Raw genomic sequence first — 20,864 nt, 5'->3', positions numbered from 1 at the left:
TGGGACTTCCTGTCGGATCGGGTCGTTACGGTGCGGGGGTGCAATCGCTGATGTATCCGTCGATCGACCTCGAGGACGCCCACTCCCGGCTGGGCGCCGACACCTACCGCCGGGGCCTGGACTACGCGCGCGGGGGACGGGTGGTGCGGTGCCTATGGGACCCCGACGAGGGCAGCCTGGTCGGCAACGTTCGAGGTAACGGGAGCCGCACCTACACCACCACCGCGCAACTGTCTGCGGACTTCGCCGACATCTGGAGCCTCGATATCGGGCTGTGCACGTGCCCCATGCAGGTGGACTGCAAGCATGTCGCCGCAATCATGATCGCCGCCACCGGAACCGCCAAGACCCGCACCCACCGCGTGTCGCCCACCCCGGCGGCGCCGCGGGCGCCGTCGGCGTGGCGGCAGTCGCTGGACGCGTTGTTTCCCCCGGCTTCGCCGGCCGACGCGCCCACCACACCGCTGGCCATCGAGCTGAACCTGGTCGCGGGCGGGCCGGCTCCGGCACTGGACGCACGGCTGGTGCGCCCGGGCAAGCGCGGCGGCTGGGTTGCCGGCGACCTGAGCTGGAGCAGGGTTTCCATGCTGCGCCACTACGGTTATCCCGACACCCACGTTCACCTGCTGCAAGAGTTCTACGCCGCCTACCGGGCGTCGGCCTCGAATTCGACTGGCTATTACAGCTATTCGTACTCGGATGTGAAGACGATCTCGTTGTTGAAGTTCGAGTCTCCGCAGTTGTGGCCGCTGCTGGACGAGGCCCGGCGAATCGGCGTGCGGCTGGTGCAGCCCCGGTCCCAGCACGACGTGCCGCCGTATGCCACGTCGCGGCTATGTCTCGACGTCATGGCCGACGAGTCGGGCGCCCTCGCGGTCACGCCCGTGCTCCACGTCGACGGCGCCGCGGCCCGTCCGGCTGCCTTCATCGGATCGGCCGGGCATGGGGTGGCCTACACCGACGGCGGGCTGCGGCTCGCGCGGCTGGACAAGCCGGTGCCGACGGCGTTGCAGCGCATGGCGCTCGACGGACAAGCCCTGGTGATCCCGGCGGCCGAGGCGGCGCGGTTCGCCGCCGAGTACTACCCGAGGTTGCGGCACGTCGCGGCGGTCACGTCGTCGGACGAGTCGTTCACGCCGCCGGCGATCGCCGGTCCGACGTTGGCGCTGCGCGCCGAGTATCGGGGCGAGCACGAGCTGGATTTGACGTGGGAATGGGCATATCGGGTGGGCGACAGCGAGTTTCGCTCGCCCGCTGGCGCCGCGGGCGAAGTCGGCTACCGCGACTTCGACGCGGAGAACAGGCTGGCCTCGGGTATCGATGCGCCGTTGGAACGGTTCGGGCTCCGAGCCGAGGGCGGCACGCTCACCCCCTGGACACGATTGTCCGGCCTTCAGACGATGCGGTTCGCCACCGAACTCCAGCCTCTGCTCGCCGGGCTGCCCGATGTCGTGGTGGAGGTGACCGGCGACCCGGTCGACTACCGGGAGGCGAGCGGTTCCCTCGTCATCGAAGTGACCACGGACGCGGTTCCCGGCGAGACGGACTGGTTCGATTTGGGCGTCGCGATCAGCGTCGAGGGCAAACAGATCCCGTTCGTCACCGTGTTCACCGCGCTCGCGCGTGGACAGTCGCACCTGCTGCTTGCCGACGGCGCGTACTTCGCGCTGGACAAGCCCGAGCTGGTGAAGCTGCGCCAACTGATCGAGGAGGCGCGCGCGCTGACCGATTGCGAAGAGGGATCGGCTCGCATCAGCCGGTTTCAGGCCGGGCTGTTCGACGAACTCGCCGAGCTCGGGGTGGTCACGCGCCAGGCCGAGGAATGGCGGCGCCAGGTCGGTGCGCTGCGGGCGCTGCGGAGTCTGGAACCCGTGGCGGCGCCGGGCGGCCTGCACGCCGAGCTGCGGCCCTACCAGGCCGACGGATTCTCGTGGCTGGCGACCCTGTATGCCCACGGGCTCGGCGGGATCCTCGCCGACGACATGGGCCTCGGCAAGACCATTCAGTCGCTTGCGTTGATCTGCCATGTCCAACAACTAAATTCGGCTCGGGAACATTCTGTTGGCGCGCCGTTCTTGGTGGTGGCACCCTCGAGTGTGGTCGCGAACTGGGTCAGCGAGGCCGCGCGGTTCGCGCCGGGACTGTCGGTGCGCGCGATCGCCGATACCCTGCGCCGGTCCGGCGCCGACCTCGGCGAGCTGGCCCAGTGCGCCGACATCGTTGTCACCTCGTATACCTTGTTCCGGCTCGACTTCGAGGCCCACGCCGCCCAAGCGTGGTCGGGGCTGATCCTGGACGAAGCCCAGTACGTGAAGAACCGCCACGCCAAGACCTACCAGTGCGCACGCAAGCTGGCGGCGCCGGTCAAGATCGCGATCACCGGCACACCAATGGAGAACAACCTCATGGACCTGTGGTCGCTGCTGTCGATCACCGCCCCCGGATTGTTTCCCAACCCGACGAAGTTCGCCGACTACTATGCCAAGCCGATCGAGAAGACCGGCGACCCGGAGCTGCTCACCCTGTTCCGCCGTCGGATCAAACCTTTGGTGAAGCGCCGCACCAAGCAGCTGGTGGCCGCCGAGCTGCCCGCCAAGCAGGAGCAGGTGCTCGACATCGACCTGCCGCCCCGGCACCGCGCGCTCTACGACAAGCGACTGCAACGAGAGCGGCAAAAGGTGCTCGGCCTGCTCGACGACATGCAGCGCAACCGATTCACCATCCTGAAATCCCTCACGGTGCTACGCCAGCTGGCGCTGCACCCCGGGCTCGTCGACCCGGCACACGACGCGCTGGCCTGCGCGAAGATCGATGCCCTCGTCGAGCACCTGCGCGAGATCGCCGACGGCGGTCACCGCGCGCTCGTCTTCAGCCAGTTCACCCGCTTCCTCGGCCGGGTGCGCGAGCGCCTCGACACCGAGGCGATCGACTACTGCTACCTCGATGGGCGAACCCGCAACCGCGCCCGGGTGATCCAGCGGTTCAAGGACGGAGCCGCGCCGGTTTTCCTGATCAGCCTCAAGGCCGGCGGGTTCGGGCTGAACCTCACTGAGGCCGACTACTGCTTCCTGCTTGACCCGTGGTGGAACCCGGCCACGGAAACCCAGGCCATCGACCGCACCCATCGCATCGGCCAGACCCGCAACGTCATGGTGTACCGGCTCACCGCCCGCGACACCATCGAAGAGAAGGTCATAGCACTGAACGCCCGCAAGGCGAAGTTATTCGCCAGCGTCATCGACGACGGTGACGCGTTCGGGTCGGCTCTGACCGCCGACGACATCCGCGGGCTGCTCGCGTGATCGGGCCCGGCCGGTCACTGGCCCAGCTCGTCGAGGTCGAGGCGCAGCGGAACGGGAGCAGTGGTGGTGAATGTGCCGGTCACCGCCGGTGATTCCGGGTAACCGAACTCGCCGGGGAGGTGCAGCGCGGTGAGTGTTACGGGTGGGCCAAGCTCGACGATCCAGTAATGCTCGATCCCAGCTTCGGCGTATTCGGAGCGCTTGGTGACGGTATCCGTCCGTCGCGAACCCGGCGATACCACCTCGATTGCCGCCAGCACATCCGGGCCCTCCAAGCGTCTTTCCGGGCCCTCTTTGCGGGTGATCACGATATCGGGGATGCGTACCGTGGGCGGGTAGGCAGCATCGACGCAGACCTCGAATTCGATGATCGCCTCCAGACCGGCGGGCAGCTGATCATCGAGTTGCTTGGCGATGCCGAACACGGCCCGGGCATGCGGCCGTAACGGCCGTGGCGTCACGATGAGCACGCCCTCCTGCAGCTCGACGTGGGCACTGTTGTCCTCCGGGAGAGCGGCCCAATCCTCGATGGATAGCAGCTTGGGCAGGTGCACGCTAGTCATCGCGGTCCGTCTCCTAATGTGCCCGGGGGTGGGCTCCGGCCCAGACTTCGCGCAGCGCACGGACCGTGACCAGAGTGTAGATCTGCGTCGTCGTGACCGAGGCATGACCCAGCAGCTCCTGCACGACGCGGACATCGGCGCCGCCCTCGAGCAGGTGGGTGGCAAAGGAATGCCGCAGCATGTGCGGCGAGACACCCGAAGTGATGCCGGCGCGCTCGGCGGCGTCCCGCAAGACCTGCCACGCGCTTTGCCGCGACAACCGGCCACCGCGCGCGTTGAGAAAGATGGCCGGCGTCCCGCGGCCGCGACGAGCCAGCTCCGGGCGTCCGCGCACCAGATAGGCGTCCAGCGCCCGCACCGCGGGACGTCCCACCGGCACCAGCCGCTGCTTTCCGCCCTTGCCGCGCAACAGCACCGACCTGGCTTCCGTATCGACGTCGTCGACGTTGAGGCCGACGGCTTCGGAGATCCGCGCTCCGGTGGAGTACAGCAGCTCGAGTAGAGCCCGGTTGCGCAGCGTCAGCGAGCCGTCGGCCGGGCTATCCCCGCCGGCGCCCTCCAGCAGTGCCAGCACCTCGTCGATCGTCAGGCTCTTGGGCAGCCGGCGGCCCGGCGTCGGCGGCCGGACCGCCCGGGCCACGTCCAGTTCCGCCAGACCCTCGGCGGCGGCGAACCGATGCAGCCCACGCACCGCGACCAGCGCCCGCGCCGCCGACACCGCTGAGAGCCCAACCGCGCCGGAGTCGGGGTCCCCGCGGCGCAGCGCGACCAGGAACTCGCTGACGTCGTCCTCGCCGACCTTGGCCAGATCGTGAATCCCCCGGTCCGACAGGTGCTTCGAGTAGCGACGCAGGTCGCGCCGATACGAGCTCAAGGTGTTTGCCGCCACCCCTCGCTCGATCGTCAGATGATCGAGGTAGCCCTGCAGTTGTGCGTGCAGCGCGAGCGCCGTCATCGCGCGGCCTTTCGCGCCATGAATGCCGTCGGCTTGTCGCTCCATGGGGCGTCCACCGGACGCGGCTGGGCTAGCCCGTTGGCTACGGCGTGGGCGGCCAAAACACCCGCCACTGCAATCGAATTGACGATTTCGCCGCAGAGCGCCTTCCGGGCGGCCTCGACGAGGGGAAACCACTGCACCGTCATGTCGGCTTCTTCGTGATGCGCCTCGGGCCGGTCCACCGCGCTGAGTCCGGTGGCTAGATAGACCCGTACCGACTCGTCGCTGAAGCCCGGCGTGGAGTCGAGGTCGACGAGCACCTGCCACGTATTGGCCCGCAGGCCGGCCTCTTCCACAAGCTCGCGGATCGCGGTGAGGTGTGGCTGCTCCCCCGCGACATCGAGCAGCCCGGCGGGCAGCTCCCACAACCGTCGACCGAGCGGGTGGCGGTACTGATAGACCATCGGGATGTTGCCGTTGTCGTCCATCGCCACGACGGCGACGGCCCCGTAGTGCTCGACGACATCACGTACCGCGATGGTGCCCCCCGGCATCCGCACCTGGTCGCGGCGCAGCGCGAAAATCGCTCCGCTATGCAAGGTTTCGGACGATACTGTCTCGAAGCAGTGCTCAGCCACGGGCCGCGGGTTCGGGTAGCGGCCGTGCGACGTTGGTGCGATGCTGGCTGCCGTTGGGCGAGTGCTGCTCGGGCATCTCGACGGGGAGCAGCTCCGCGGACTTGTAGTCGATGGCCGCCCCGACGAATGCGACGAACAGCGGATGCGGCCGGGTGGGTCGACTCTTCAGTTCGGGGTGGGCCTGGGTGCCGACGACGAACGGATGCTGATCTGGCGGGTATTCGACGAACTCCACCAGATGGCCGTCCGGTGAGGTTCCGCAAAACCGAAGGCCGCTTTTCGCGATTTTGTCCCGGTAGGCATTGTTGACCTCGTAGCGATGCCGATGCCGCTCGGACACCTGTGTCGTTCCGTATGCCTGGGCCACAATCGAACCCGGCTCCAGGACCGCGGGATAGGCGCCCAGCCGCATGGTGCCGCCCAGATCCGCCTCGCCGGCCACGATCTGTTCTTGATCGGCCATCGTAGAGATCACGGGATCCGGTGTGGCCGGGTCGAATTCGGCCGAGTTGGCGTCGGTGAGGCCGACCGAGCGCGCGGCCTCGATCACGATGCACTGCAGGCCGAGGCACAGCCCCAACACCGGCAACCCGCGTGCCCGTGCGTGCGCAATGGCGCCGATCTTGCCCTCGATTCCCCGGATGCCGAATCCGCCGGGGATCAGCACGCCGTGCACATCGCCCAACGCCGCCGCGGCGCCACCGGCCGTCTCGCAGTCGTCGGAAGCCACCCAATGCATTTCGACCTTTGCGTGGTGCTTGAAACCCCCGGCACGCAGCGCCTCGGTGACCGACAGGTACGCGTCGGAAAGCTCAACATATTTGCCTACCAACGCGATTCGCACCACCTCGTGCGGTTCGTGAACCCTGCGCAGCAGGTCGTCCCATTCGGTCCAGTCGACGTCGCGGAACGGCAGATTGAGCCGGCGCACCACGAAGGCATCCAGCTCCTCACGATGCAGCACCTTGGGGATGTCGTAGATGGACGGTGCGTCCGGAGTGGAGATCACGCCGTCGATGTCGACGTCACACATCATCGCGATCTTGTTCTTCAGCGCTTCGGGAACATCGCGGTCGCAGCGCAGGATCAATGCGTCCGGGGTGATACCGATGCTGCGCAGCGCGGCCACCGAGTGCTGGGTCGGTTTGGTCTTGAGCTCACCCGACGGGGCCAGGTAGGGCACTAGCGACACGTGCAGAAAGAAGACGTTCTCCCGGCCCAGGTCGTGGCGGACCTGCCGGGCCGCCTCCAGAAAGGGCTGTGACTCGATATCGCCCACGGTGCCGCCGATTTCGGTGATGACGACATCAGGGCGGTTGCCCGCTGCATCCGGTTCGGCCATGGCGACGATGCGGCGTTTGATCTCGTCGGTGATATGCGGAATCACCTGGACGGTGCCACCGAGGTATTCACCCCGACGTTCCTTGGCGATGACCGTCGAATACACTTGTCCGGTAGTAACATTCGCCGACCCGGAGAGGTCGCGATCGAGGAAGCGCTCGTAATGGCCGACGTCGAGATCGGTCTCGGCGCCGTCCTCGGTGACGAAAACCTCGCCGTGCTGGAACGGGTTCATGGTGCCCGGGTCGACGTTGAGGTACGGGTCGAGCTTCTGCATCGTGACCTGCAACCCGCGAGCGGTCAATAGTTGTCCAAGGCTGCTGGCGGTGAGACCCTTGCCGAGCGAGGAGGCGACGCCGCCGCTGACGAAGAGGTGCTTGGTGGCGGTTTGCGGGTGCTTACGCACTGGCGACCTCCGTGAAGACGGGCAGGGCTTGACGGTTTCTAGCCTCAGCTGGGCCTGCCGACCCACGGAAATCCACCCTAACATCCGCGACGGCCTGCCGCGGCGAACACGCCGCCTACTGCGGAACGGTGACGGAGGTCGCGCCGTGACCGGTGCCGTACTGCCCGGGATGGCCGCCGTCGATCAGATCGTGCAGGGCGAGCACGGCGGTGATCCGCCCGGGCTCGGCGTCGACGTCGTCGACGGTGCTGATCGCGCCGGCCATGCCGGCATCGGCGCGGGTCACGGCGATGGCGGCAGCGCCCGTCGCCGAGCCGCCCCGGCCCGCGAGCAGGGTGCCCGAGCCGCGAGGCGCCAACGCCGCGGCGAACCGGGCCACGGTGACCCCCCGATTGCCGGCATCGACGGGTAGCGCGCCGCCGGTGACGACCAGGGCGGCGTTCGCCGCGGCGATGTGGTCAGCCGGCTGGTAGGTGATGAACCCGGTCTCGCGCAGCGCCCCCAGCACGGTGTCTCGCTGGGTGGCCTCGATTTCTGACAGCAAGGCGATGCCGAGCAGGTCACCGGCCTGCGAACCCTGGTCGACGAGCTTGGTGCTCAATTGGGTGCCGGCCGGCAGGATCGCCGCGTTCACCACCGAACGCAGCTTCTCCCCGGAGTTGGCGTCGACAAACTCCTGGGTCAGTGACACCGTCGCGGTGACCGAGCCACCTGCCTGGGCCACGATCTTCGACAGCCCGGCGACATCGTCATCGTTGGCATCCGGGGTGCGGAAGATGACCACCGTCTTGCCGCCGAGCGCGTCGTGCACTATCCGGCCGCGCACTTGGGCGTCGAAGTTGTTTGCCGCGCTGAGCTTCTCGTTCAGCGCGTTCTTTTGGTCGTTGAGCCCACTGATCTGCGTGGCCAGGTCACGCTTCTCGTCACGCAGGCTAGACAGCAGGGTGTCGGAGAAAAACCCGGAACCCAGCACCACCCCCACGGCCAGCGCCAGGAAGACCGCGGCCAGCGAGATCGCATGTTGGCGTAGCGAGATCATGAGAGCACGTCCTCGAAAAAACTACGTGACCAAGTGCTGCACCCACAGGGAGAAGCGGTTCCAGTAATCGATGATCCAGTGCAGAACCACGGCGTCGGTGCGTGACACCCACAGCGCGACGATCACGGCGATCAGCATCGTCAGCGCCAGCAGCGCGATGGCGCCGGCCGAGATGTGGCTGCGGTACAGGGTGGCGACCGCCTTGGCGTCCACCAGCTTCTCCCCCACACGCAGCCTGGTGAGGAAGGTCGAGGGATTGCTTTGCGCGCGCGTCCGGTCGAAGAACGTCTCGATGTTGGCCGTATGGCCGGCCGTGACCAGCAACGCGGCGCCGTGATGGTCGGCCAGGAGCAGGGCCAGATCGGTCGCCGAGCCCGCGGCGGGAAACGTCATGGCCCCGACACCGAGATCCTGGATGCGTTCCAGGCCCGGCGCGTGACCGTCGGCGTCGGCGGGCAGCACCACCTGGGCACCGCTCTTGAGAACCTCGGTGCTGATCTGGTCCGGGTCGCCGACGATGAGTTGCGGGCGATAACCCGCCTTGCGCAACACATCCGCGCCGCTGCCGACGCCGACCAGCACCGGTTGATACTCCTTGATGAACGGCTTGAGGGCCTTCAGATCATCGGCGGCGCCCGGCTCGTCGGCGACGACCACCACATGCCGGCGGCGCATGTCGACGTCGATGTCGGGGATGCCGATACCGTCGATCAGCAGCGGGCTTTCGCTCTTGATGAATTCGATCGTGTTGCCCGCGAACGCCTCCAGGTGGGCGGCGAGTCCACTCTTGGCCTCGCGCATCAGGTCGGCGATGTCGTGGTCGGTGCGCTCGGTGCCGCGGATCAGCCGACGATCGCCGGAGTACACCCCGCCTTCGTAGAGCCGAATCTTGGCGCCGTCCTTGACCTTTTTGAAAACCTCGGGCCCGGTCTCGTCGATCAGGGTGACGCCGTTGTTGACCAATACCTCCGGGCCGAGGTTGGGGTAGCGGCCCGAGACGGACGGCGATGCGTTGACGACGGCGGCTATGTCGGCTTCCACCAGCGCGTCGGCGGTGATGCGGTCCAGATCCAGGACATCGAGGACCACGATGTCGCCGGGACACACCCGCCGCAGCAGCCGGTCGATGTTGCGGTCCACCCGAGCCGTGCCGACGAGACCCGGCCTGGAGGTATTTCGGGAAAGCAGCGCTGACATCCTCATGGGGCGATTCTGTCGGTGAAGCGCGGCGGTATCGAGGAGGCGCGCCGTAACATTAGCCTCAGAAGTTATATAATGTCACATCTGTCACAGGCAGATCACGCGCTCGCGGCGGTGTCTAGATCTCGTCGTTCTGCGCGGCCTCCAGCAGCTCGCGGGCGTGCGCGCGGCCGCTGTCGGATTCACCGAGCCCGGCCAGCATGCGGGCCAGCTCCGCTACCCGGTCTTCGCCGGTCAGGCGCCGCACCCCGCTGGCCCCGTCGCGCCCGCTGCTATGCACCATCAGGTGCACATCGGCGTACGCGGCGACCTGCGGCAGGTGCGTCACCACGATGACCTGGTGGGTACGGGCCAGGCGCGCGAGACGGCGCCCGATCTGTACCGCCGCCCAGCCGCCGACGCCGGCGTCGACCTCGTCGAACACCATGGTGGTCCCGGAGGCCGAGGCCGCTAGGACCACTTCCAGAGCCAGCATCACCCGCGACAACTCGCCACCGGATGCGCTCTTGGCCAGCGGCAGCACCGTCATCCCCCGGTGCGCGGCGAAGCCGAATTCGATCTGGTCGATCCCGTCGGCGCCGGCACGGGCCAGCTCGCCCGAGGGCAAGCCGAGGGCGACGGGTTCGCCGGGATCGTTTGCGCCGGCCGCGTCGATGGTCACGCCGACGGTGAATTCGGCATCGGCCATGGCCAGGGCGGACAGCTCCGCGGTGACCTCTTTGGCCAACCGCTTGGCCGCCTTGCGGCGGATCTTGCTGAGATCGATTGCGGCCTCCGCTAATTCGCGCCCGAGCTCGTCGGCACGATTCGCCAACCCTGCCAACGCCTCTTCGGAAACGTCGAGTTGCGCCAGCCGCTCGCGCGACTCCTGTGCCCACCGCAGCACCCCGTCGATGTCGACGGCGTATTTGCGGGTCAACGTGCGCAGTTGGGCCTGGCGGGCCAGCTTGGCGTCCAGCGCGCTGGCGTCGGCCGGCAGCTCGTCGAGGTAGTCGCCGAGCTCGCGTCCCGCGTCCACCACCACGGTGAGCGCCTCGCCGATTTGTTCCGCCAACGCCCGCAGTTTGGCGTCACCGGTCGATTCCAGGGCCGTCCGCGCGCGCGCGAGGCCGTCAGCGGCGCCGGCCCCGAACGCATCTGCCTCGTCCGAGGTCCCGGACAACGCCGCGCGCGCACCGGCCGCCGCCTCGCGCAGCGTGTCCAGTTCGGAGAGCCGAACGATGTCGGCGACCAGCGCGTCGTCTTCCCCGGGTAGCGGGCCGACGGCGTCGATCTCGCTGAGCGCGAATTTCAGCCGATCCGCCTCCTGGGCGAGTTCCCGGGCCCGCTCGCGGCGGTCGACGAGGTCGCGCCGCGCCGACACCCACGCGTCGCGCAGCTTGCGATAGCGCTCACACGCGGGACCAGCGCCCGCGAAGCGGTCCAGCGCGCCGCGCTGTTCCTCGGGCCGCATCAACCGCAGCTGGTCGTTCTGCCCGTGCAGGGTGAGCAGCTCGTTGGTAAAACCACTCAGTGACTTGGCGGGCACCCCGCGGCCGCCCAGGTAGGCCCGCGACGGTCCGTCACGGCTGACCGAGCGCAACGCGATCACGCTGCCATCCTCGTCGCGCTCTGCCCCGCACGCGTCCAGGATGCTGTCGAGGTGGGCTACCGCGGCATCGTCGAGATCGGTTGTCGTGAAACGACCTTCGACAACCGCACGATCAACCCCGGAACGCACGCGGGTCGCATCGGCGCGGGCACCGCCAAGCAGGTGCAGCCCGGTCACCACCATGGTTTTGCCGGTGCCGGTCTCGCCGGTCAGCACGGTCAGGCCCCGATCGAACTCCGCGGTGGCAACGCTGATGGCGCCCAGCGACTCGATTCGTATTTCGGTAAGCACCGGCTACTTCCCGCGCCAACCCGTCACCGGCAACCGGAATTTGCGCACCAGGCGGTCGGTGAACGGCGCGCTGTCCAGCCGGGCCCACTTCACCGGCGTCGCGCAGCGGGTCACCTCGATTCGGCTGCCGGCCGGAATCACCATTTCGCGACGGCCGTCGCAGAACATCAGGGCGTCGTGACCGTCGGCCTCGACCTCGATCGCGACGGTGGCATCGGGACTGGTGACCATCGGGCGGCCGAACAGCGCGTGAGCATTGTTGGGCACCACCAGGATTGCCTCGAGGTCGGGCCAAAGCACCGGACCGCCGGCGGAGAACGCGTAGGCCGTGGATCCGGTGGGCGTCGATACCAACACCCCGTCGCAGCCGAACGCCGACACCGGCCGGCCGTCGATTTCGAGGACGACACCGAGCACACCCAACCGCGGGCCCTTTTCCAGGCTGACTTCGTTAAGCGCCCAACCCCGCTCGACGATGCGGCCTTCTTGGCGCACCACGACGTCCAGCGTGAGCCGGTCTTCCACCTGATAGTCCCGCGCAACAACGTGTTCCAGCACCCGGTCGATCGCTTCCGCCTCGGCTTCGGCCAGGAAACCGATCCGGCCCAGATTGACGCCCAGCACCGGAATGGCGACGTTGCGGGCCAGCTCGGCGGCCCGCAGGAAGGTGCCGTCGCCACCAAGAACCAGCACCAGTTCGCAGCCGTCGGCGGCGTGCGGGTCCTCGTCGACCACCTCGATCTCGACGCCCATGGCCCGCATCTCGTCGGGAGCCAGATGCACCGATCCCCTGTCAACCGCCTCCGCCGACAACACGCGAAGCGCAATTCCGTTGTCGCCCAATACTTTCTCTACCCGCCGCGCGGTATCGGTCGCTTCGTCGCGCCCGGTGTGAACCACCAGCAGGACGGTACGTTGAGCGGTCACCGTGGGCCCTCCCCGACGGCGCGCCGCACCGCGTCCGTCAACGCATCGGCACGCAGCGCGTTGTCGGCCTCGGCCCGCAGCCACAGGAAGTACTCGACATTGCCCGACGGGCCCGGCAGCGGGCTGGCCGTGACGCCGACGGTGTGCCAACCCAACTCCCCGGCACGCCGCGCGACGGCTAGCACCGAGTCGGCACGCAATGCCGGGTCGCGGACCACCCCACGCGGACCGACCTGGCCCTTCCCCACCTCGAACTGCGGCTTCACCAGGGGAACGATATCGGCGGCGGGCCAAGCGCACCCAGCCAGCGCGGGTAACACGGTGGCCAACGAGATGAACGACAGGTCGGCCACCACCAGGTCGACTCGGCCACCGATCGCTTCGGGTGACAGGTCGCGAGCGTTGGTCCGCTCGACGGCGATCACCCGCGGGTCGTTGCGCAGCTTCCACGCCAGCTGGCCATACCCGACGTCGGCGGCGACCACCTCGGCGGCGCCACGGTCCAGCAGCACCTCGGTGAAACCACCGGTCGAGGCGCCCACGTCGAGGCAGCGGCGGCCCTCGACGGGAATCCCGAAGGCGTCCAGCGCACCGATGAGTTTGTGCGCCCCGCGCGACACCCAGTTCCGTTCGTCATCGGCGACGGTCAGCGCCGCCGTCACGGCCACGGCGGTACCCGGCTTGACCGCCGGCATGCCGTCGATGCTCACCTTGCCGGCGCCGATCAACTCCGCGGCCTGCTGGCGGGAGCGCGCCAGGCCGCGCCGGACCAGCTCGGCGTCAACGCGGGCACGCCGTGGCATCCGCGCACTCAGCCCTTCTCCGCCGAGTCCAGGGCAGCCAACAACACGTCGTGCGCCTCCGAAAGGCGACGGGCTATCTCTTCGAGCTCGGCTAGAGATGGCCCGTCTGCCAGGTTTTCTGGGTCGGCGGTGTCGGGTAGCTGAGCAAGCAGCGACTCGATTTCAGCGCGAATCTGCTCGGGATCGATAGTCATTGCGCTCCTTACGGTAGCTGACGGTGGTGACCCGCTGCGCCCGGCTTCGCCGCGCTTGCGATCACCACGTAGCTGACGGTGGTGACCCGCTGCGCCCGGCTTCGCCGCGCTTGCGATCACCACGAAGCTGACGGTGGTGACCGCTGCGCTCGGCTTCGCCGCGCTTGCGATCACCACGAAGCTGACGGTGGTGACCCGCTGCGCCGGCTTCGCCGCGCTTGCGATCACCACGAAGCTGACGGTGGTGACCCGCTGCGCCCGGCTTCGCCGCGCTTGCGATCACCACGAAGCTGACGGTGGTGACCCGCTGCGCCCGGCTTCGCCGCGCTTGCGATCACCACGAAGCTGACGGTGGTGACCCCCAGCGCCCGGCTTCGCCGCGCTTGCGATCACCACGAAGCCGACGGTGGTGACCCCCAGCGCCCGGCTTCGCCGCGCTTGCGATCACCACGAAGCCGACGGTGGTGACCCCCAGCGCCCGGCTTCGCCGCGCTTGCGATCACCACGAAACCGACGGTGGCGACCCGCTGCGCCCGGCTTCGCCGCGCTTGCGATCACCACGAAACCGACGGTGGCGACCCGTCCCCCGCAAGCGGGAGGTACCCCCAGCGCCCGGCTTCGCCGCGCTTGCGGTCACCACGAGTCCTTGCCTAGTCACCCTGCATCAGGGACCAGCGGTGCAGGGCGTCGCGGGCCCCGTCGTCGGCGGCATGAATGCGCCAGGGCCGCCCTCGAGGATCAGGGTGGTGCGCCTGCCAAACCGCGCTGGCGACGGCGCGAACGATCGACAACCCGTCGTCTTCGGTGACAGGGTTGCGTTGTTCGCCGTGACTGCTGACCGTTACTGCCGCGCCATCGACGTCGACCCGCCAGCCCGGCTGTGGCCCCACCGCGAGGAGCTGGCCCTCCTGATGCAAGCAGCGCAGGTCGTGGCCGATGTAGGTGGGCCGGCGAGCCGGTTCGGCGTGTACCGCGTCTCGCGCGGTGTTGACCCCGGTGAGCACCATCAGGCTGGGCAGGCCCACAGCGTTGGCGCCCTCGATATCGGTGTCCAGCCGATCACCGACCACTAGCGGCGCGCGGAAGTCGCCCCTACCGATCGCATCGGTCATCAGTTGCGGCGCCGGCTTGCCCGCCACCTGGGGCTCCGCGCCGGTGGCGGTTCGCAGCGCGGCCACCAAGGATCCATTGCCGGGCAGCTGGCCTCGCTCGGTGGGCAAGGTCGGGTCGACGTTGGCCGCCACCCACAGCGCGCCCGCCCGGATGGCCAGCGCGGCCTCGGCGAGATCCGGCCAGCCGATGGTCGTCGAGAGGCCCTGGACGACGGCGACGGGGTTGTCATCGTAGCGTCGCACCGGATGCAGCCCCGCGGCGGTGATTTCGTCGGCCAGCGCTTCGGTGCCCACGATCAGGACCCGCGCGCCCGCCGGCAGTTGACCGGCCAGCAGGTGCGCGGCGCTTTGGGCGCTGGTGACGACATCCTCGCCGGTGGCGGTGAAGCCGAGTTCGCGCAGGTGGGCCGCGACCTCGTCGGCGCTGCGCGACGCGTTGTTCGTGATGAACAGCGTGCGGCCGCGCACGTCGGCCAACGACCGCACCGCGCCGTCGGTGGGCTGACGACCGCGAAACACCGTCCCGTCCAGGTCGATCAGCAGGCAGTCATGTTCCTGCGCAATCGTTTTCACTTCAGCCAAGCTCGCTGACCCGGTCTTCGGCGTCGGTGACGCCTTCGACGTCCGCCGCCGCGCAGCGCAGGAACCATTGCAGTGCCTCGTCGTCGCGGCCGAGTGCCAGCAGCGTCTCGGCGTAGGCGTAAAACAGCCGCGCGGCGGTCGCGCCCGTGCGGTTGGGGTCCAGCCGTGGCGTGGACAAAACGGTCAGCGCCTGCTCCAGCTGCCCGAGGTCGGCGCGCGCGCCGGCGGCAACGATGCGCAGCTCATCGGCATCGTCGCCGCTCAGCTGAGCGGCCTCGGGTCCGCGCGCCAGTTCGATCGCCCGCTGCGGACGGCCTAGACCGCGCTCGCAGTCGGCGATCAACGCAAGCAGCGGGGACTTGCTGCCCATTCTGCGGGCGGCGCGCAGTTCGGCCAGGGCCTGGGCCCAATCGCCGCAGTAGTACGCGGCGATTCCGACGGCTTCGCGAATGGCGGCGATCCTGCTGGACCGGGCACGGGCCGCGCGCGCGTGGCGCAGGGCGGCCTGCGGGTCCTCGTCCAGCAGCTCGCCGGCGGCGACCAGGTGGCGCGCGACCGCGTCGGCGGTGGCACGGTCCAGGGTGCTCAGCTCGCGCCGGATCTCGGGCGCCAGTTGCCTGGCATCGATGTTCGGGGGGATCGCCGGGCCGCTGTCGGGTGGGCGATCTGAGCCAGCGCAAGCGTGCTGGGGCTGCACCGGACGCGCCCGGCCGGGCCCCGACCACGGAACTTCGCGCTGGCGCCGCGGGCCGCCGCGTGACGCCCCCCCGGATGCCGGTCGCGGTCCTCGCCTACCCCCGCGACCACGGCTGTCGTCGACCACTTGGTACAGGTTACGGGCACACCGGACAGGCTGACAATTATTGTGCGCCGCGAACGGAGACACCGCCGACGGCGGTGGCGGCAAGCCCGGGCCAATCGGTTAGGCCTGGAGCCGGTTGGGCAACAGCGGCGCGATCACCGCGGGGCAAAACGTCGCTATCGCGACGATGGTGAACGCGCCCGCGGCGTCCCGGGACATGCCGCTGCTTTCGGCCATTCGCGAAGTGATGGAATCGAACGTCTCACCCGGCGCAACCACCATCGGACAAACCGACCGGCCCAGCGCCATCGTGCCTGCCGGTTGGCTGTATGAGATCCCGGCGTTGTTCAACGCCGTCAGGAAAGCGCTACCCATCATGTCGGCGCGCGTCGGCGCCGGCCAGGTCGCCGCCGCGCCAAGCACGCCGGCGGTCACCGCCAGCAACCGCAGGGCCGTCGCCTGCCGCCCCGCTAGCCAGGTCCGTCTGCCACCGTCCGCCGTCATCTCCCGCTTCTCACCTGCCCGCTATTGCACTTGTGTCGCTCAAATCACCGTGACAACAGTGCTCACCAAGAGTCACAACGACGGCACTGTGCGGTAAAGGTTTGCACACTTACGCGTTTGCAGCGGGCCGGCGCATGCCACAAGGTGCTAGTCCCCCGATCGGTGGACACGGCGTTCATACCGCTGAGGGACACGATTTTTCCTCCTGCCATCAGCTAGTAGTGGGATAGCCGACGCGCCCAAGCCGTCCAAAGATGGGTCTCGACACGGTAATCGGCCACCGCGCGATGCCGCTCACAACAAGTCGAGCAAAGGAGGAGGTGACAATCACATGTCCCACGAACTCCTGTTCTGTGAAGGCGAGGCCGCGTACTCGTCTCCGGCGTTCCACGCCACCGACGTCGCCGAATGAGCAACGCTCAGTAAAGCTCGCTGGCCGACTCGGCGGGGATCTCATCGCCCCCCAATCCCCCCAATACTGAGATCCCCGCCGAATCTCAATGCTCGATCACCGCGGCGAATTAGCCTGATATTCACCGATATAGCCGCCAGCGGGGGTCTCATCGCCCGCCTCCCCCCCGAGATGAGATCCCCGCTGGATCCCAGCGCCACCCAAGCCCCAACCAAGTACCGTAAGGCCATGTCGCAATTCCCTTGGCCCGGCACCGAGCAGCTCACCAAGGCGCCAGGGGGCCCCGATTGGTCGCACTGGACGACGCGCGTTTTGGGCCATGCCGACCCGACCAAGATCGGGCACCGGGCGGGCACCCACCGCATCATCTCCCCCGACCAGACCTGGCTGGCCATCCAACCCCTGCTGGAACCGGCCGGCATCACCCGCGTCGCCGACCTGACCTGGCTCGACGATCTCGGCATCCCCACGGTGCAGGCGGTTCGCCCGGCCTCGCTGACGTTGTCGGTCAGCCAAGGAAAAGCCACCACATACCGCGCCGCCCAGGTCTCAGCCGCCATGGAATCCTTGGAGAACTGGCACGCCGAGAACATCAAACCGGACCTGTTGTCCACGGCGGCAAAGGATCTCGGTTCGACTCTGACGTATGACCCCGCGGACCTCAGCCGCCCCCCCGGCAGCCTCTACCACCCCGGCGCCAAGCTCGACTGGATGGTCGCGACGACACTGCTGACCGGCCGCCGAACCTGGGCGCCCTGGGCGTCCGTCGTGGTGAACATCGCGATCAGCGATCGCTGGGGACCGCCGATGTTCTCCATGGACACAACGGGATTGGCCTCGGGCAACAGCTACCACGAAGCCACCCTGCACGCCCTCTACGAGATCATGGAACGCCACGCCATGGCCATCGCGGATCCTGGATCGACCCTGTTCGAGGTGCCGCTTGACGACGTCGCCGGCTCGGACTGCGCCGAACTGGTCGAGATGATTCACCGAGCTGGAAGCGAAGTGCAGGTCGCCCGGATCGACACCTGGGACGGTTTCTACTGCTTTGCCGCCGAACTAACCTCACCGATGGTCGAGGTGCCGTTCAGCGGTAGCGGTCTACACCACGACCCGAATGTGGCGTTGTCGCGCGCGATCACCGAAGCCGCGCAATCGCGGCTGACGGCCATCAGCGGAGCTCGCGAGGATCTGCCCGCGGCGATCTACCAGCGGTTCGCCCGCGTGCACACGTATGCCCCGGCCCAGCGATCCATGCAGTCGATCCCGAACGCCGAGCCAACGCCGTGGCACCTCGAGTGCACCGACTCGCTGGCCGACCTGTTGACTTCGGCGACGACGGCGATCACGGACCGGTCGGGCATCGAGCCGCTCGCCGTGGTGTGCGACTTCGCCGACGGTTGTGTTCCCGTCGTGAAGGCCATTGCCCCCGGCCTGAAGGCATCGATCGTCTCGCCGATGCGCACCCCACTGCAGGACCCAGCATGACCGCCGGCGCAAGGATCGTCGTGACCGCGGGACCCTCGATCGGCGTAGCCGATATCCGCGCCGTGGTGCCCAATGCCGAAGTGGTACCGCCGATTTCGTTCGGCGATGCCTTTCGGTACGGATTGCGCCCGGGCGACACGCTGCTGATCGTCGACGGACTCTTCTATCAGCAGGCGTCGGTTCGCCACAAAGAGCTGCTGACCCTCATGGACGACGGCGTACGGGTCGCCGGTTCGTCGAGCATGGGCGCATTGCGCGCCGCGGAGCTTCATCCGTTCGGCATGGAGGGCTACGGCTGGGTTTTCGAGGCCTACCGCGACGGCGTCCTGGAGGCCGATGACGAAGTGGGGATGGTGCACGGCGACCCCGAAGACGGTTATCCGGTCTTCGTCGACGCGCTGGTCAACATCAGGCAAACCGTGGCGCGGGCCGTCGAATCCGGTGTGTTGTCCGCGCCCCTAGCTGACCAGCTCATCGAAACCGCACGCAATACGCCGTTCACCATGCGCACCTGGAACCGGCTCCTGGAGGCGATTGGCGCACCCGAAAGCCGCAGCCTTGCAAGCCAATTGCGCGCATTGCGGGTCGACATCAAACATGCCGATGCCGTGCTCGCGCTGAACGAGATCCTGCGCGGTCAAGGCAGCGGCGGAGTCCGGCCCGGCCCACCCCCGACGGTGTGGTCGGAGCGTTGGCGTCAGCGGTGGGCACCACCCACACCCGTCGCCGTCACGGCCGGGGACGGTGCCGAGTCCGTTGTCGACATCCCCGATGTCGACGTGCTGGCGTTGCTGAGCGTGTGCGCGACCGACCGATGGGCCTACCTGCCGGCGCTGGAGCAGGTCGCCGCCTGGCACTGGGCATTGACGCACCCCGACGAGGGCGGCAGCGTTCGGGACTGCGCTTCGCGTGCCGCCGCGGAGGTGGGCGCCGAAAGTTATGAGAGTGCGTTGGAAACGGTGGCGCACCGCCACGCGTTGGCCACCGGCGTCATTGACGAGTCCGGCTTTCCCGAGTCGGTCAGGTCGTTTTGGCTCACCGCCGAGGAAAGCGCAACCCTTGGTGACGACCCAATTTCCGTCTCGGCGCGGCTGACCACCCGCACGCTCTTCTTCTCCCGGTCGCTCCCCGCGATCCAGCACTTCCTCGAGCTGCTGCGCGACGACCCACGATTGCCCGAATGGCGCGCGATGGCGGCGCGAGCCTTGGCCAGGCGTGACGAATTAGCCTGTCAGAAGCCGCATTTGAACCTGCGCCGGCCAGATCCGAGGCAACTCAAGGTGCTGTTCGGCAAACGCTGGGGTACCCCGGTGGACCGCATCGAATTGGCCCAACGCGGCCTGATGACCGAGGACGCCTTCTACAACGCCGCTACCCTGTTCGCCGTCGCCGCCGCTGACGACCAATTGCCGCAGATCAAGGTCGGTACCTTGGGCGCGCGTTGACTCCTCACCCCACCCTTTCCACCCCGGCCACGTTTCGCTTGCCGCGGCGCAGCACCAGCCAGCGGCCGTGCAGGAAATCCGACGTCCGCGGCGCCCATTCGTCACTCTCGACGCGAATGTTGTTGACCGACACGCCACCTTCGCCGATCGTGCGTCGCGCCGCGCCTCTGCTGGCCGACAGGCCGGTGGCCACCAGCAGGTCGACGATCCCGTCGGGACTGCCGGGTTTCAGCTCGGCGACCGTAGTCTCCCGCAGGGCCGCGGCCAGCGTCGCCTCGTCGAGGCGGGCCAGCTCGCCGCGACCGAAGAGCGCCCGGCTGGCGTGCTCGGCGGCCTCGGTGGCGGCCTCGCCGTGTACCAGAACGGTGAGCTCGGTGGCCAGCCGGCGTTGGGCAGTCCGGTGTTGCGGGCGTTCGGCCGTGGCCTGTTCCAGCTCGGCCAGCTCGTCGGCGGAAAGGAAGGTGAACCACCGCAGATACCGGATCACGTCGGCGTCGGCGATGTTGATGAAGTACTGGTACCAGGCGTACGGGCTGGTCATCTGCGGATCCAGCCACAAGCTGCCGCCGCCGGTGGATTTGCCGAACTTGGTGCCGTCGGCGGCGGTCACCAGCGGAACCGTCAGCGCATGCACTGTCGCACCGAGCTTCTGGCGCACCAGGCGGACCCCGGCGATGATGTTGCCCCACTGGTCCGAGCCGCCGATCTGTAGCACGCAGCCGTGGCGCTTGTGCAACTCCACGTAGTCGTTGGCCTGCAACAGCATGTAGCTGAACTCGGTGTAGGAGATCCCCTCCCCTTCCAGACGCCGCCTGACGGTGTCGCGGTCCAGCATCACGTTGACCGAGAAATGCTTGCCGACGTCGCGCAGGAACTCGATGGCCGACATGGTGCGCGTCCACTCGAGGTTGTTCTCGATGATCGCGCCCGTTGGCGAGCCGTCGAAGTCGACGAAGCGCTCCAGTTGTCCGCGGATTCGCTCGGTCCAGTCCACGACGGTGTCCGCCGCGTTGAGGGCGCGCTCACCGACGTCGCGCGGGTCACCGATCATGCCGGTGGCGCCGCCCGCCAGCACGATCGGGCGATGGCCGGCGCGTTGGAAGCGCCGCAACGCCAGCAGGGGCACCAGGTGTCCGGCATGCAGGCTCGGCGCGGTGGGATCGAATCCGGCGTACACCGTCAGCGGCCCACGCTGCGCCTCGGCCGCCAGCGCGTCGAGGTCGGTGGACTGCGCGATCAACCCGCGCCAGCCCAGCTCGTCGAGGATGGTCATGCCCATGGTTG

18 protein-coding genes and 1 pseudogene are annotated in these 20,864 nt (G+C 68.3%); 5 read left to right on the top strand and 14 right to left on the bottom strand.

The annotated features are described in order from the left end of the window. The first annotated feature begins 50 nt into the window (after window positions 1-50). Window positions 51-3,302 carry a DEAD/DEAH box helicase gene (locus G6N24_RS07805; RefSeq protein WP_085160334.1) on the top strand — a complete coding sequence of 1,084 codons (3,252 nt, stop codon included), beginning with the start codon at window positions 51-53 and terminating at the stop codon, window positions 3,300-3,302. 14 nt (window positions 3,303-3,316) lie between these two features. Here the strand turns inward: G6N24_RS07805 and G6N24_RS07800 are convergent, their stop codons facing one another. The 10 genes from G6N24_RS07800 to G6N24_RS07755 form a co-directional block, all read right to left on the bottom strand. Then, window positions 3,317-3,865 carry a Uma2 family endonuclease gene (locus G6N24_RS07800; RefSeq protein WP_085160242.1) on the bottom strand — a complete coding sequence of 183 codons (549 nt, stop codon included), beginning with the start codon at window positions 3,863-3,865 and terminating at the stop codon, window positions 3,317-3,319. Between the two features lie 13 nt (window positions 3,866-3,878). Beyond that, window positions 3,879-4,820: a site-specific tyrosine recombinase XerD gene (gene xerD, locus G6N24_RS07795; RefSeq protein WP_085160240.1), complete on the bottom strand. Its 942-nt coding sequence runs from the start codon at window positions 4,818-4,820 to the stop codon at window positions 3,879-3,881. Continuing rightward, on the bottom strand, window positions 4,817-5,440 hold the full coding sequence (locus tag G6N24_RS07790) for an NUDIX domain-containing protein (protein ID WP_085160238.1): 624 nt from the start codon (window positions 5,438-5,440) through the stop codon (window positions 4,817-4,819). Before G6N24_RS07790 ends, xerD begins: the two co-directional genes overlap by 4 nt. Then, a complete protein-coding gene (locus G6N24_RS07785) occupies window positions 5,433-7,187 on the bottom strand; it encodes a CTP synthase (protein WP_085160236.1) in 1,755 nt (584 codons plus the stop codon). The genes G6N24_RS07790 and G6N24_RS07785 overlap by 8 nt, the downstream gene beginning before the upstream one ends. A 115-nt stretch (window positions 7,188-7,302) precedes the next feature. Further along, on the bottom strand, window positions 7,303-8,226 hold the full coding sequence (locus G6N24_RS07780) for a copper transporter (RefSeq protein WP_085160234.1): 924 nt from the start codon (window positions 8,224-8,226) through the stop codon (window positions 7,303-7,305). A 21-nt stretch (window positions 8,227-8,247) separates the two neighbouring features. After that, complete coding sequence (steA, locus tag G6N24_RS07775) at window positions 8,248-9,429, bottom strand: putative cytokinetic ring protein SteA (protein WP_085160232.1); 1,182 nt, start codon at window positions 9,427-9,429, stop codon at window positions 8,248-8,250. A 115-nt stretch (window positions 9,430-9,544) separates the two neighbouring features. Further along, window positions 9,545-11,308 (bottom strand): DNA repair protein RecN, encoded by a 1,764-nt coding sequence (gene recN, locus G6N24_RS07770; protein WP_085160230.1) that lies wholly within the window; start codon window positions 11,306-11,308, stop codon window positions 9,545-9,547. Between the two features lie 3 nt (window positions 11,309-11,311). Next, window positions 11,312-12,235 carry an NAD kinase gene (locus G6N24_RS07765; protein ID WP_085160228.1) on the bottom strand — a complete coding sequence of 308 codons (924 nt, stop codon included), beginning with the start codon at window positions 12,233-12,235 and terminating at the stop codon, window positions 11,312-11,314. Then, window positions 12,232-13,038 (bottom strand): TlyA family RNA methyltransferase, encoded by an 807-nt coding sequence (locus G6N24_RS07760; protein WP_085160226.1) that lies wholly within the window; start codon window positions 13,036-13,038, stop codon window positions 12,232-12,234. The genes G6N24_RS07765 and G6N24_RS07760 overlap by 4 nt, the downstream gene beginning before the upstream one ends. Before the next feature lie 8 nt (window positions 13,039-13,046). Beyond that, on the bottom strand, window positions 13,047-13,232 hold the full coding sequence (locus G6N24_RS07755) for a hypothetical protein (protein ID WP_085160331.1): 186 nt from the start codon (window positions 13,230-13,232) through the stop codon (window positions 13,047-13,049). 136 nt (window positions 13,233-13,368) lie between these two features. On the opposite strand from G6N24_RS07755, the gene G6N24_RS25325 reads away from it, so the two are divergent. Together G6N24_RS25325 and G6N24_RS25730 are read left to right on the top strand one after the other, a co-directional pair. Then, window positions 13,369-13,581, top strand: a complete 213-nt coding sequence (locus tag G6N24_RS25325) for a hypothetical protein (RefSeq protein WP_269151273.1) — start codon at window positions 13,369-13,371, stop codon at window positions 13,579-13,581. Window positions 13,582-13,796: 215 nt separating this feature from the next. After that, window positions 13,797-13,868, top strand: a pseudogene (locus G6N24_RS25730) (hypothetical protein); the annotation flags it as partial. Between the two features lie 14 nt (window positions 13,869-13,882). Here the strand turns inward: G6N24_RS25730 and G6N24_RS07740 are convergent. From G6N24_RS07740 to G6N24_RS07730, 3 genes are all read right to left on the bottom strand, one after another. Continuing rightward, the gene (locus tag G6N24_RS07740) at window positions 13,883-14,917 is read right to left on the bottom strand and encodes an HAD-IIA family hydrolase (protein ID WP_085160224.1); all 1,035 of its coding nucleotides are present in this window, start codon (window positions 14,915-14,917) and stop codon (window positions 13,883-13,885) included. A gap of 1 nt (window position 14,918) precedes the next feature. Next, the gene (locus tag G6N24_RS07735) at window positions 14,919-15,749 is read right to left on the bottom strand and encodes a tetratricopeptide repeat protein (protein WP_139822382.1); all 831 of its coding nucleotides are present in this window, start codon (window positions 15,747-15,749) and stop codon (window positions 14,919-14,921) included. Between the two features lie 99 nt (window positions 15,750-15,848). Further along, window positions 15,849-16,232, bottom strand: coding sequence for a DUF732 domain-containing protein (locus G6N24_RS07730; protein ID WP_085160222.1), 384 nt, complete (start codon window positions 16,230-16,232; stop codon window positions 15,849-15,851). 640 nt (window positions 16,233-16,872) lie between these two features. Here G6N24_RS07730 and G6N24_RS07725 point away from each other — a divergent pair. Further along, on the top strand, window positions 16,873-18,135 hold the full coding sequence (locus G6N24_RS07725; protein ID WP_085160326.1) for a YcaO-like family protein: 1,263 nt from the start codon (window positions 16,873-16,875) through the stop codon (window positions 18,133-18,135). Continuing rightward, the gene (locus G6N24_RS07720) at window positions 18,132-19,580 is read left to right on the top strand and encodes a TfuA-like protein (protein WP_085160220.1); all 1,449 of its coding nucleotides are present in this window, start codon (window positions 18,132-18,134) and stop codon (window positions 19,578-19,580) included. The genes G6N24_RS07725 and G6N24_RS07720 overlap by 4 nt, the downstream gene beginning before the upstream one ends. Before the next feature lie 4 nt (window positions 19,581-19,584). Here G6N24_RS07720 and tyrS read toward each other — a convergent pair whose 3' ends face one another. After that, window positions 19,585-20,859 (bottom strand): tyrosine--tRNA ligase, encoded by a 1,275-nt coding sequence (gene tyrS / locus G6N24_RS07715; protein ID WP_085160218.1) that lies wholly within the window; start codon window positions 20,857-20,859, stop codon window positions 19,585-19,587. Window positions 20,860-20,864: the final 5 nt, after the last annotated feature.

The sequence above is a fragment of the Mycobacterium lacus genome (assembly GCF_010731535.1).
Lineage (GTDB): Bacteria > Actinomycetota > Actinomycetes > Mycobacteriales > Mycobacteriaceae > Mycobacterium > Mycobacterium lacus.
Note: the sequence above shows the minus strand (reverse complement) of the source record. Positions and strands in the feature narration are given on the sequence as shown.